Genomic DNA, 11,455 nt, shown 5'->3' on the forward strand with positions numbered 1-11,455 from the left:
TCTGAAGGCGCGGGTCTATCCATGATCACCGATTGGGGCTTTCCCGATTTCGACGACCACGAGGGCGTTCACCTCTTCTCGGATCGGGCTTCCGGCCTTAGCGCGATCATTGCGGTCCACTCGACGGCGCTCGGCGCTGCTGCGGGTGGCGTGCGCTTCTGGCATTATGCCGATCACCGCGCCGCGATCACCGATGCGCTCCGCCTCTCGCGCGGGATGAGCTACAAGAACGCGATGGCCGATCTGCCGATGGGCGGCGGCAAGGGCGTGATCCTCGCCGACAAGCCGGGTGCGGAAGTGACCCAGGCGCAGCTCGAGGCGTTCGGCCGCGCGGTCGAATCGCTCCATGGCCGCTATGTGACGGCCGAGGACGTCGGCATGTCTGAGGCGCGGATGAAGGTCGTCGCGACCCAGACCAAGCATGTCTCGGGCCTGCCGGTGGCGGCGGGCAGCGCGGGCGGCGATCCGGGCCCGGTGACGGCGCGCGGCGTATATCTCGGCGTCAAGGCGGCGGCGAAGCGCGGGCTGGGCGTCGACTCGATGGCCGGCGTGCGCGTCGCGATCCAGGGTGTCGGGTCGGTCGGCGGCGGGCTTGCTCGGCTGCTCGCGGCGGACGGCGCCAAGCTGACGCTGGCCGATGTGCACGGCGACCGCGCCAAGGCGCTGGCGGCCGAGCTGGGCGCCGAGGCGATCGATGCCGATGCGATCCTGACGCACGACGCCGATATCCTCAGCCCCTGCGCGCTGGGGGCGATCCTCACCGAACAGTCGATCGCGGCGCTGAAGGTGCGAGTCGTCGCCGGCGGTGCGAACAACCAGCTCGCGACGCGCGAGGACGGCCATCGCCTGCATGCGCGCGGCATCGTCTACGCGCCGGATTATGTGATCAATGCGGGCGGCATCATCAACGTCGCGCTCGAATATCTGGGGCAGGGCGATCGTTCCGAGGTGGATGCACGGGTCGAGAAGATCCCGGTCCGCCTCAACCAGGTGTGGGACGAGAGTGCTGCAACCGGCGATCCCGCGAGCGAAGTCGCCGACCGCATCGCCCAGCGCCTGATCGGGCGGTAATCTTCTGACATTCCTCCCCGGAACGGGGAGGGGGACCATGCGCAGCAGGGTGGAGGGACCGCGCCGCAAGGCGCGGTCTTTCGTATTTGGGGTACAACCGCCGCGTGCCGCGGCGGCCCCTCCACCACGCGACTTGCGCCGCGCGGTTCCCCTCCCCTGCATGTGCAGGGGAGGAATTCAAAATCTCACAACCACCCCGCGGTCTGCGCTGCGAGCCAGAGCCCGATCGCGACGAACAGCAGCGCGGCAATCCGGTGCACCGTCGTCAGCGGCACCCGGTCGATCACTGCCTTGCCGAGGAACACGGCGGGCACATTGGCGAGCATCATCCCCAGCGTCGTGCCCGCCGTCACCGGCAGCACCGCATGGAAGCGCGCGCCAAGCGCGACCGTGGCGACCTGGGTCTTGTCGCCCATCTCGACCAGGAAGAAGGCGATCGCGGTCGTCAGGAACGCGCCGAACCGCGCGGGCTTGGGGCTTTCCTCTTCATCGAGCTTGTCGGGGATCAGCGTCCACAGGCCCATCGCGACGAACGAGGCGGCGATCGCATAGCGGAACCACACGCTGTCCAGCAGCCCGGCGACTTCGGACCCCACCAGCGCGGCGAGGAAGTGGTTGGCGATGGTCGCGACGAAGATGCCGCAGATGATCGGCACCGGCCGCTTGAAGCGGGTCGCGAGCAGGATCGCCAGCAGCTGGGTCTTGTCGCCGATTTCGGCGAGCGCGACCACCGCGGTGGAGGTGAGCAGGGCTTCCAAGAAAATCTCCGGGGCCGGGCGGATGCGAATCCAACGACATCGCATCTCCCCGCCCGGCATGAGCGGAGATGCGACGCCATTGGTCTCGCCCGAACCTTGCGGCTCCACCTGCGCCATGGCCTCTCGACCAAGTATGTTGACGCAAGCGCCCGGTGCGCGATGCACCGGCTGGCTACTCCCCAGATGACGCGCACCGGGTAGCTGAGGCTGCACGCCTTTGCAACCCTATCCATAAGGAGCGGCGGGACGCTGCAATCGCTGCTTGGAATCGGAGGAGAAACCCGGCTAATCCTGTACGCGTGCCGATGCTTCACGCCCTCGCCAATCCGGCGCGCTTCCTCAAGATCGCCCGGCCGCTGACGCCGGCCCTGTTCTGGGCAGGCATGGCGCTGACGCTGTTCGGCGCCTGGGCGGGCCTTACCCAGACGCCCGCCGACTATCTGCAGAAGGATAGCGTCCGCATCCTCTACATCCATGTGCCGACTGCCTGGCTTGGCATGGGCGGGTGGAGCGGGCTGGCGGCGGCGTGCCTCGCCTATCTGATCTGGCGGCATCCGCTGGCGATCGTCGCTGCCCGCGCGATCGCGCCGGCCGGCGCGGTGTTCGCCGCTCTGTGCCTGATCACCGGCTCGATCTGGGGGCGCCCGACCTGGGGCACCTGGTGGGAATGGGACGGGCGGCTGACCAGCATGCTACTGCTCTTCTTCGTGTATATCGCGTGGATCGCGCTCGCCCGCGCCGATGCCGAGCGAAGCGGCGACGGACGCATTCCGGCGCTGTTCGGCGTCGCGGGAACGGTGCTATTGCCTATCATTCGCTATTCGGTGGTGTGGTGGAACACGCTGCACCAGGGCGAGAGCATCGGACTTACCCGCAGCAGCATCGATGCCTCGATGCTCTGGCCGCTATGGTTCACGCTTTCCGGCTTCAGCCTGTTGTTCGGCGCGATCGTGCTGATGCGGATGCGGGCGCTGCTCGCCCAGCAGAAGGTCGAGACTCGGCTTCGGCGGAGGGCGGCGCAATGAACCATTGGTGGTTCGTGACGGCTGCCTATGTGGTGGCGGCAATCGGCACGGGTGGTCTTGCAGCCGCCAGCTGGCGGGCGATGCGTCGTGCCGAAGCGGCGGCCGAAGCGCTGGGGCGGCGGCGGTGAAGGCCAAGCATCAACGGCTGACGCTCGCCTTGCTGGCGGTGGCGGCGATCCTTGGCGCGGCGCTGCTGGCGCTCTCCGCCCTCAAGGACCAGGCGGCGTTCTTCTATGCCCCCGGCGACGTGGCGGGCAGGCCGTTGCCGGTCGGCAAGGCGGTGCGGCTGGGCGGGATGGTCGAGAAGGGCTCGCTCGTCCGCGCGCAAGACGGCGTGTCGATCGCCTTCAAGGTTACCGATGGAAAGGATGTGGTGCCGGTGCGCTTCCGCGGCGTGACGCCGGACCTGTTCCGCGAAGGGTCGGGCGTGGTCGCCGAGGGGCAGTTCCAGCCCGATGGCAGCTTCACTGCCGACAATCTGCTCGCCAAGCACGACGAGCGCTACATGCCGCCCCAGATGGCGGGGAAGATGCACAAGAGCGAGTCGCTGGAGCAATGATCGCCGAAGCCGGGCTCGCGGCGCTGTGGCTCGCCACCGCCTTTGCCATCGCGCAGCTGATGCTCGGCGCCGCCGCGGCGCGCGCTGTCGATCCGGTGGTATTGCTGCCCGGCGTGCGCAGGATCGCGCTGGTCCAGGCGCTGTTCGCACTGCTCGCCTTCCTGATTCTGATCTGGCTGTTCGTCACCTCGGACATGTCGGTGCTGCTGGTGGCGGAGAACAGCCATTCGCAGAAGCCGATGCTCTACAAGGTCGCCGGCGCCTGGGGTAACCATGAGGGCTCGATGCTGCTCTGGGTGACCGTGCTGGCGGTCGCCGGGGCGGGCGTCGCGCTGTTCGAGCGACGGCTGGTGGCGGAGACGCTATCGGCGACGCTGGCCGCACAGGCTGCGATCGCGATCGGCTTCTATGCCTTCCTCGCCTTCGCCTCGAACCCCTTTGCGCGGCTCAACCCCGCGCCGGCGGACGGACAGGGGCTCAACCCGCTGCTGCAGGACCCCGGCCTCGCCTTCCATCCGCCGACGCTCTACCTCGGCTATGTCGGCCTCTCGGTGGCGTTCAGCTTCGCCGTCGCGGCGCTCTTGATGCGCGATGTCGGCCCGGCCTTTGCCAAGGCGATGCGGCCCTGGGTGCTGGCTGCCTGGATCTTCCTGACGATCGGCATCACCGCCGGCAGCTACTGGGCCTATTATGAACTCGGCTGGGGCGGCTGGTGGTTCTGGGACCCGGTGGAGAACGCCTCGCTGATGCCCTGGCTGGCAGCGACCGCGCTGCTCCATTCGGTCAACGTGCTGGCGACCCGCGACGGCTTGCGCGCCTGGACGCTGATGCTGGCCGTGGTCGCCTTTTCGATGTCGATGGTCGGGACCTTCCTGGTCCGCTCGGGCATCCTGGTCAGCGTCCATGCCTTTGCGGTGGACCCGACGCGCGGCAGCTTCCTGCTCGCGCTGCTGGGCCTCTATATCGGCGGCGCGCTGGCGCTGTTCGGCGCGCGGGTCGGCACGGTGACGCAGGGTGCGACCTTCCAGCTGGTCAGCCGCGAGGCGGCGCTGGTGCTCAACAACCTGCTGCTCAGCGTGATTCTGGGCGTGGTGCTGATCGGCACGCTCTACCCGCTGGTGGCGCAGGCGATGGGCGTGCAGCTCTCGATCGGCGCACCCTTCTTCGAGAAGACGGCGGTGCCGATCGCACTGTTCCTGGTCGCAGGCACGGCGGCGGGGCCGCTGCTGCGCTGGCGCAAGGACTCGGCGCAGGCGCTGCTCAGCCGCCTCACCATTCCTGTGGCGATCACCGGCGTGACCTTTGCGCTGTTCTTCGCGATGACCGGCTTCGCCTCGCCGATTGCGGTGCTGGTGCTGGCGCTCGCCTTCGGGCTGGCCGCCGCGAGCATCGCGCCCTTGTGGAAGCGCAAGCTGCGCCGCACCCCGCTGCCGATCTACGGCATGGTCGTCGCGCATCTTGGCATCGCGGTGAGCCTGGCCGGCATGGCGGCGGATACGCTGTTCAAGCAGGAGCGGCTGGCGGCGGTGGCGATCGGCGACAACCTCGCCGTCGGCCCCTTCAAGGTGACCCTGGCCGAGGTCCGCCCCACGGTCGGCCCGAACTGGTCGGCGATGGAAGCGCGGCTGCAGGTCCAGCGCGGGGCCGGTGCGCCGTTCGAGCTGCTCCCCCAGCAACGCTTCTTCGCCAATCCGCCGACCAACACCAGCGAGACCGCGATCGCGACGCTGTGGGACGGGCAGGTCTACACCGTACTCGGCGCCTCGGATGCGTCGGGGCGCTGGCAACTGCGCCTGTGGTGGAAGCCTTTCGTCACGCTGATCTGGGCGGGCGGCGGGCTGATCGCGCTCGGCGGCATGCTTTCGCTGCTCGGCCGGGTGCTGCGGGGCCGCCGCGATGCGCGGGCGCAGGAGGAATGGGCATGAAGAAGCTGCTGATCTGGCTGCCGCTCGCGCTGTTCCTGCTCGTCTTCGCGCTGGTGGTGAACGGCATGATCGAGCCAAGCGACCGGCTCGTCCGCTCGGCGATGGTCGGCAAGCCCCTGCCGGACCTGCGCCTTTCCCCGATCCTCGCCGACAAGCCCGGCATTGACACCAGCGACTGGCCCAAGGGCAAGCCGCGGCTGCTCAACGTGTTCGCCAGCTGGTGCATCCCCTGCGTCGCCGAGGCGCCGCAACTGCTCAAGCTCCGCAAGGCTGGCGCCGAGATCGACGCAATTGCCGTGCGCGATTCTACGCCCGATGTGCAGGCGTTCCTCGCGCGCAACGGCGATCCCTATAGCCGGATCGGCGACGATCATGCGATGCGCGCGCAGCTGGCGCTCGGCTCGTCCGGCGTGCCCGAGACCTTCGTGATCGATTCCCGCGGCGTGATCGTCGACCAGCATATCGGCGACGTTCGTGCCGAGGACGTGCCGAAGCTGCTTGCCGCGCTGGAGAAGGCAAAGTGAGGCGCGCGGTCGCCGTCTTCGCGCTGTTGCTGGCCGGTAGCGCGCAGGCGGATTCCAGCGTGCCGCCATCCCCGCTCGCCTACACCCAACTGGCGGATCCCGATCAGGAAGCGCAGGCCAAGGCGCTGATGGAGACGCTGCGTTGCCTCGTCTGCCAGGGCCAGAGCATCGCCGACAGCGACGCAGACATGGCGGGCGAGATGCGCGCGCTGGTCCGCCAGCGGATCTCGGCAGGCGAGCGGCCCGAGCAGGTCCGTAGCTGGCTGGTGGAGCGCTATGGCGACTATGTCACCTATGACCCGCCGCTCAGCTGGGTGACCGCGCCCTTGTGGATCGCGCCGCTGGTGCTGCTTGGCATCGGGCTGCTGATCGCGCGCCGCCTGTTTAAGGGGAAGGCCGCATGATGGGCTGGGTGGTCTTCGGCGCCTTTGCGCTGCTGATACTTGCGCTATTGCTACTCATTCGCTTCCCAAGGCGGCTTTGGACGCTGCCGGCAATGGCGATCATGCTCGCCGGTGCCGGCTATGCGTGGCAGGGACAGCCTGTGCTGCCGGACCATCCGGTGGAAGGCGTCGCCAACGTCCGTCCGCTCGATCCGGACCTGATCGCGGTACGGGAGGGGCTCTTCGGTCGCTTCAACTTCGACTACAGCTATTTCATGGCCGCCGATGCGATGACGCGTGCCGGCGCTCCCCAGCTTGCCGCGACCGTGATGCTGGGAGCGGTGCGCAAGGCGCCCGGCGATCCGGGACTATGGGCGGGGCTGGGTCTTGCGATGGCAGAGCATGACGGCGATCAGCTCTCGCCGGCGGCGCGCTACGCCTTCGCCAAGGCGGCGGAGTTGAACCCGAACCATCCGGGGCCGCCCTTCTACCAAGGCATCGTGTTGGCGCGGTCGGGTGATCTCGATGCGGCGCGTCGCGAATGGGGCAAGGCGCTGCAGCTGCTGCCCAAGGATGCGAGCTATCGCGACGACCTGGTCAAGGTGATGCTCAAGCTCGATCCGGGGCTGGCCGAAGCGGCGCGACAGATGCCCGCCGCTCCGGCCAAGTAACCGCTCAGCCTGCCCAGGCTTCAAACGGCAGATCGAGCGCGTCGGCCACCGCCTGGTGGCGGATCTTGCCGCCCGAGACGTTGAGGCCGTTGGCGAGGTGGCGGTCGGCCCGCATCGCCGCTTCCGCGCCGTGATTGGCCAGCTTCAGCACGAACGGCAGCGTCGCGTTGTTGAGCGCGAAGGCCGAGGTACGGGCAACCGCGCCAGGCATGTTGGCGACGCAATAATGGATCACGCCGTCGATCTCGAAGACGGGATCGTCATGGGTGGTCGCACGGCTGGTCTCGAAGCAGCCGCCCTGGTCGATCGCGATATCGACCAGCACCGAGCCGCGCATCATCGTCTTGAGCATGTCGCGGGTGACGAGCTTCGGCGCCGCCGCGCCCGGCACCAGCACCGCGCCGATCACCACCTGCGAGGTGCGGACCGCCTCTGCAATGGCGGCCTTGCTGGCATAGGCGGTCTTGATCTGGCTGCCGAAATGCATGTCGAGCTCGGCCAGGCGCTCGTTGTTGATGTCGTAGATGGTCACATCGGCGCGCTGGCCGGTCGCCATCTGCGCGGCATTGATGCCCGAGACGCCACCGCCGAGGATCGCGACCTTGCACGGCGCCACGCCCGGCACGCCGCCGAGCAGCTCGCCGCGACCGCCCTGTTCCTTCTCGAGATAGTGCGAGGCGACCTGGACCGACATGCGGCCGGCGACTTCGCTCATCGGCTTGAGCAGGGGGAGGGCGCCCGAGTTGGAGGTCACCGTCTCATAGGCGATGCAGGTCGCGCCCGAGGCGATCAGCCCCTCGGCCTGCGGCTTGTCGGCGGCGAGGTGAAGATAGGTGAACAGCAGGTGGCGCGGCTCGAGCAGCGCGATTTCCTGCGCCTGCGGCTCCTTCACCTTCACGATCATGTCCGACTGGGCGAACACCGTCTTGGCATCGGGCGCGATCTGCGCGCCGACCGCGGTATAGGCCGCATCGTCGAAATCGATGCCCATGCCGGCCTGCGTCTCGACCAGCACGCTGTGCCCGGCATGCACCAGCTCGGCCACCGAGGCAGGGGTCAGGCCGACGCGGTATTCGTGATTCTTGATTTCCTTGGGAACGCCGATGCGCATGGGAACTCTCCTGATGTTGATGCTGCTTTTTATCGCAGATGAGGGGCGCAAATCCCTGCAAAGCGCATGGGCGCGAGCGCGCGTCTATGCATGTATCTTGCGCGTGTGGGCATGTTGCGCGCATTTTATGCGATATGGATCGAATCGACACAGCAATTCTCAAGCTGCTCGCGGCGGACGCGCGTGCGCCGGTCAGCCAGGTGGCAGCGGCGGTGGGGCTGTCGCAATCCGCCTGCACCCGACGCATCCAGGCGCTGGAGGCGAACCGCCTGCTGCGCGGCTATGGCGCGCGGCTGGACCATCGTCGCCTGGGCTTCCGCGTCACCGCCCTGGTCGACATTACCCTCGGCACGCAGGTGGAGGAGGATCTCGCCCAGTTCGAGGCGGCGGTGGGGAAGATCGACGGGGTGGTCGAATGCGCGCTGGTCTCGGGCGGGCAGGATTACCGGCTGAAGATCCTGTGTCGCGATCTTGACGATTATGAGCGGCTGCACCGGGAACATCTCGGCCGATTGCCCGGCGTCGTGACGATCAACAGCAGCTTCGTGCTCCGCGAGGTGCCGACGCGCGGCGAGGGCGACGCCTTGTTCGGCGGCCCGCGATGACTATCTTCGCCATTCCGGAACGGTCCGCGCGCTGGCGCGTCTAGCCGCCTGGACACGCTTGTTGATAGGGCATGTTGCACATGCTAACGGCCCGCATCCTGATGATGACGAGAACACAGGTCACTATGGCCAGGTCGGTTCGCACCTCTCAGCGTCAGTCGCAACGGTGAACACCGCCGCGACCGGAGACGCTGCCGCGCTCCTCCCCGATTCGGAACCGCATGGTGCCCATGGCCACGGCCAGGACCCCACATGGAAGCTCGCGCTCGGTGCCATCGGCATCGTGTTCGGCGACATCGGTACCAGCCCGCTCTACGCGTTCCGCGAAACCTTCGCCAACGAGCATCACGAACTGCCGCTCGATACGCCGCACGTGCTGGGCGCGATCAGCCTGATGTTCTGGTCGATGATGGTCGTGGTGACGCTGAAATACGTCACCATCATCATGCGCGCGGACAACAAGGGCGAGGGCGGCAGCCTGGCGCTGCTGGCGCTGATCTCCGGCCGGGGCGGCCAGCGCCGCTGGACCCAGGGCATCGTGCTGCTCGGCGTGTTCGCCACCGCCTTGTTCTACGGCGATTCGATGATCACCCCAGCCGTCTCGGTGCTGTCGGCGGTCGAGGGTCTTGCCGTGGCGGCGCCCGGCTTCCACCGGCTGGTGGTGCCGATCGCGGTGGTGATCCTGGTCATGCTGTTCTCGATCCAGCGCACCGGCACCTCGCGAGTCGGCACGTTCTTTGGGCCGGTGATGATGGTCTATTTCCTCGTCATCGCGACGCTGGGCGTGTTCAGCCTGGTTCAGACGCCGTACGTCCTGCAGGCGCTGTCGCCGCACCATGCGGTCCATTTCTTCATGCTCGATCCGCTGCGCGCCTTCCTGGCGCTGGGTTCAATCGTGCTGGCGGTGACCGGTGCCGAAGCGCTCTACGCCGATATGGGCCATTTCGGCCGCAATCCGATCCGCATCTCGTGGCTGTGGTTCGTACTGCCGGCGCTGATGATGAACTATATGGGGCAGGGCGCGCTGTTGATCCGCGACGCCGAGGCACTGCGCAGCCCCTTCTACTTGCTTGCGCCCGAAGCGTTGCGGCTGCCGCTGGTGTTCGTCGCCACCGCCGCCGCGATCATCGCCAGCCAGGCGGTAATCTCCGGCGCCTTCTCGGTTACCCAGCAGGCGATCCAGCTCGGCTTCGTGCCGCGCCTGCGCATCGACCATACCAGCGCAGCGACGGCGGGGCAGATCTACATCCCGGTGATAAACTGGGCGCTGATGCTGATGGTGATCCTGCTGGTGCTCACCTTCCAGACGTCGTCCAATCTTACCGCAGCCTATGGCATCGCCGTCACCGGCGCGATGCTGATCGACAATTGCCTGCTGGCGGTGGTGCTGTTCAACCTGTGGCACTGGAAGAAGCGCTATGCGATCCCGCTGCTGATGGTCTTCTTCCTGGTCGACTTCGCCTATTTCACCGCAAACCTCACCAAGGTGCCCGATGGCGGCTGGTTCCCGCTGATGGTCGGCTTCATCGTCTTCACGCTGCTGACCACCTGGGCGAAGGGCCGCAAGCTGATGATCGCGCGGCTGCGCGAAAGCGCGATGCCGATCCAGATCTTCATCGAATCGGCCGCCAACGCCGCCACCCGCGTGCGCGGCACGGCGGTGTTCATGACCTCGACGCCGGACGGCGTGCCGCACGCGCTGCTCCACAACCTCAAGCACAACAAGGTGCTGCACGACCGGGTGATCCTGCTGACCGTCAAGATCAGCGACGTGCCCTATGTCCCGGAGGACAAGCGGTTGGTGGTGGAGGACCTCGGCAAGGGCTTCCACCGCATGATCCTCTATTACGGCTTCATGCAGGAGGCCGACGTGCCGGCGGCGCTCAAGTCGGTCGATGCCTGCGGGGCGGCGTTCAAGATGATGGAAACCAGCTTCTTCCTCGCGCGCCAGACCCTGCTGCCGTCCTCCCGGCCGGGAATGATGATCTGGCGCGAGAAGCTGTTCGCCTGGATGCTGCGCAACGCCGAAAGCGCGATGGAGTTTTTCCGCCTTCCCACCAATCGCGTGGTCGAATTGGGCAGCCAGGTGGAGATTTGAGCGGAGCGCCGGCACCGCTCATCGTCACCGCGCTGTTCGGTCGGCAGGACCAGGCCTGGTTCGATTCGCTTCGCCGTGCGCATTTCCCGCCCGAGCGGAACCAGCTCGATGCCCACCTCACACTGTTTCACCACCTGCCGCCCTCGGTGGCGGAGGAGCTCCAGCATCGCCTGTCGCAGGAAACGCGCGGGGTGCGGGCCCCCAAGGCGCGGGTAAGCGGGCTGATGTCGCTGGGGCAGGGAGTCGCCTACCGGATCGAGGCGCCCGCGCTCGACGCGATTCGCGGCGGCCTGCTGGAGGCCTTTGCGGGGCTGCTGACGCCGCAGGATGCGGGACGATGGCGGCCGCACGTGACGGTGCAGAACAAGGTTCGGCCAGTGCTGGCCAAGGCGCTGATGCGCGCGCTCGAAGCCGACTTCACGCCGAAAACCGTGGAAATAGCAGGGCTTGCCAGCTGGTGGTATCGGGGCGGCCCGTGGGAATTGCATTCCCGTCACATGTTCGCTTGACGGATCGCCTTCCCCGACATAGATGGCCCGCTCTCGCTTCGGGGCGGAGTAGCTCAGTTGGTTAGAGCAGCGGAATCATAATCCGCGTGTCGGGGGTTCAAGTCCCTCCTCCGCTACCATCCCCAAGCTTCTGATTTGACCGGTAAATTTCCGAGTTGAAGAAGAGGCCTTGGGTGACGCGAGTGCGCCAGTTGGGCGTTTAGCTCGGAAAATCAG

General features: G+C 67.2%; 13 protein-coding genes, 1 tRNA gene and 1 riboswitch. Of the genes, 12 read left to right on the forward strand and 2 right to left on the reverse strand.

Annotated features, from left to right (window positions below):
- The first annotated feature begins 21 nt into the window (after positions 1–21).
- The gene (locus SAZ01S_RS02415; protein ID WP_084579697.1) at positions 22–1,071 is read left to right on the forward strand and encodes a Glu/Leu/Phe/Val family dehydrogenase; all 1,050 of its coding nucleotides are present in this window, start codon (positions 22–24) and stop codon (positions 1,069–1,071) included.
- Positions 1,072–1,256: 185 nt separating this feature from the next.
- On the opposite strand, the gene SAZ01S_RS02420 is transcribed toward SAZ01S_RS02415, so the two are convergent.
- Positions 1,257–1,829 (reverse strand): TMEM165/GDT1 family protein, encoded by a 573-nt coding sequence (locus tag SAZ01S_RS02420; protein WP_084579774.1) that lies wholly within the window; start codon positions 1,827–1,829, stop codon positions 1,257–1,259.
- Between the two features lie 10 nt (positions 1,830–1,839).
- Positions 1,840–2,030: riboswitch (yybP-ykoY riboswitch) on the reverse strand.
- 104 nt (positions 2,031–2,134) lie between these two features.
- Between SAZ01S_RS02420 and ccmC the strand changes: the two genes are divergently transcribed.
- The 7 genes from ccmC to SAZ01S_RS02450 are packed head-to-tail and all read left to right on the forward strand — an operon-like array spanning position 2,135 to position 6,916.
- Positions 2,135–2,854: a heme ABC transporter permease CcmC gene (gene ccmC, locus SAZ01S_RS02425; RefSeq protein WP_174596080.1), complete on the forward strand. Its 720-nt coding sequence runs from the start codon at positions 2,135–2,137 to the stop codon at positions 2,852–2,854.
- A complete protein-coding gene (locus SAZ01S_RS24550) occupies positions 2,851–2,982 on the forward strand; it encodes a hypothetical protein (protein ID WP_281252146.1) in 132 nt (43 codons plus the stop codon). Before ccmC ends, SAZ01S_RS24550 begins: the two co-directional genes overlap by 4 nt.
- The gene (gene ccmE / locus SAZ01S_RS02430; protein ID WP_084579701.1) at positions 2,979–3,413 is read left to right on the forward strand and encodes a cytochrome c maturation protein CcmE; all 435 of its coding nucleotides are present in this window, start codon (positions 2,979–2,981) and stop codon (positions 3,411–3,413) included. The genes SAZ01S_RS24550 and ccmE overlap by 4 nt, the downstream gene beginning before the upstream one ends.
- Positions 3,410–5,338: a heme lyase CcmF/NrfE family subunit gene (locus SAZ01S_RS02435; RefSeq protein WP_084579703.1), complete on the forward strand. Its 1,929-nt coding sequence runs from the start codon at positions 3,410–3,412 to the stop codon at positions 5,336–5,338. Before ccmE ends, SAZ01S_RS02435 begins: the two co-directional genes overlap by 4 nt.
- On the forward strand, positions 5,335–5,862 hold the full coding sequence (locus tag SAZ01S_RS02440; protein WP_084579775.1) for a redoxin family protein: 528 nt from the start codon (positions 5,335–5,337) through the stop codon (positions 5,860–5,862). Before SAZ01S_RS02435 ends, SAZ01S_RS02440 begins: the two co-directional genes overlap by 4 nt.
- Entirely contained in the window at positions 5,859–6,266 is a 408-nt protein-coding gene (locus SAZ01S_RS02445; RefSeq protein WP_084579705.1) for a cytochrome c-type biogenesis protein, read from the forward strand. Before SAZ01S_RS02440 ends, SAZ01S_RS02445 begins: the two co-directional genes overlap by 4 nt.
- The gene (locus tag SAZ01S_RS02450; protein ID WP_245824525.1) at positions 6,263–6,916 is read left to right on the forward strand and encodes a tetratricopeptide repeat protein; all 654 of its coding nucleotides are present in this window, start codon (positions 6,263–6,265) and stop codon (positions 6,914–6,916) included. Before SAZ01S_RS02445 ends, SAZ01S_RS02450 begins: the two co-directional genes overlap by 4 nt.
- Positions 6,917–6,920: 4 nt before the next feature.
- Here the strand turns inward: SAZ01S_RS02450 and ald are convergent, their stop codons facing one another.
- Entirely contained in the window at positions 6,921–8,027 is a 1,107-nt protein-coding gene (gene ald, locus SAZ01S_RS02455) for an alanine dehydrogenase (RefSeq protein WP_084579709.1), read from the reverse strand.
- Positions 8,028–8,161: 134 nt separating this feature from the next.
- Between ald and SAZ01S_RS02460 the strand changes: the two genes are divergently transcribed.
- From SAZ01S_RS02460 to SAZ01S_RS02475, 4 genes are all read left to right on the forward strand, one after another.
- On the forward strand, positions 8,162–8,632 hold the full coding sequence (locus tag SAZ01S_RS02460) for an Lrp/AsnC family transcriptional regulator (protein ID WP_084579711.1): 471 nt from the start codon (positions 8,162–8,164) through the stop codon (positions 8,630–8,632).
- 166 nt (positions 8,633–8,798) lie between these two features.
- Complete coding sequence (locus tag SAZ01S_RS02465) at positions 8,799–10,730, forward strand: potassium transporter Kup (RefSeq protein WP_084579713.1); 1,932 nt, start codon at positions 8,799–8,801, stop codon at positions 10,728–10,730.
- Positions 10,727–11,239 carry a 2'-5' RNA ligase family protein gene (locus SAZ01S_RS02470; RefSeq protein WP_084579715.1) on the forward strand — a complete coding sequence of 171 codons (513 nt, stop codon included), beginning with the start codon at positions 10,727–10,729 and terminating at the stop codon, positions 11,237–11,239. Before SAZ01S_RS02465 ends, SAZ01S_RS02470 begins: the two co-directional genes overlap by 4 nt.
- Positions 11,240–11,281: 42 nt before the next feature.
- Positions 11,282–11,358: transfer RNA gene (locus tag SAZ01S_RS02475), tRNA-Met, on the forward strand.
- Positions 11,359–11,455: the final 97 nt, after the last annotated feature.

This window comes from Sphingomonas azotifigens NBRC 15497 (genome assembly GCF_002091475.1).
Lineage (GTDB): Bacteria > Pseudomonadota > Alphaproteobacteria > Sphingomonadales > Sphingomonadaceae > Sphingomonas > Sphingomonas azotifigens.

Excerpts from the sequence above, each read along its gene's own strand:
- SAZ01S_RS02415 (WP_084579697.1), top strand. The coding sequence starts at position 22 with ATGATCACCGATTGGGGCTTTCCCGATTTCGACGACCACGAGGGCGTT.
- ccmC (WP_174596080.1), top strand. The coding sequence starts at position 2,135 with ATGCTTCACGCCCTCGCCAATCCGGCGCGCTTCCTCAAGATCGCCCGG.
- SAZ01S_RS24550 (WP_281252146.1), top strand. The coding sequence starts at position 2,851 with ATGAACCATTGGTGGTTCGTGACGGCTGCCTATGTGGTGGCGGCAATC.
- SAZ01S_RS02435 (WP_084579703.1), top strand. The coding sequence starts at position 3,410 with ATGATCGCCGAAGCCGGGCTCGCGGCGCTGTGGCTCGCCACCGCCTTT.
- SAZ01S_RS02440 (WP_084579775.1), top strand. The coding sequence starts at position 5,335 with ATGAAGAAGCTGCTGATCTGGCTGCCGCTCGCGCTGTTCCTGCTCGTC.
- SAZ01S_RS02450 (WP_245824525.1), top strand. The coding sequence starts at position 6,263 with ATGATGGGCTGGGTGGTCTTCGGCGCCTTTGCGCTGCTGATACTTGCG.
- ald (WP_084579709.1), bottom strand. The coding sequence starts at position 8,027 with ATGCGCATCGGCGTTCCCAAGGAAATCAAGAATCACGAATACCGCGTC.
- SAZ01S_RS02460 (WP_084579711.1), top strand. The coding sequence starts at position 8,162 with ATGGATCGAATCGACACAGCAATTCTCAAGCTGCTCGCGGCGGACGCG.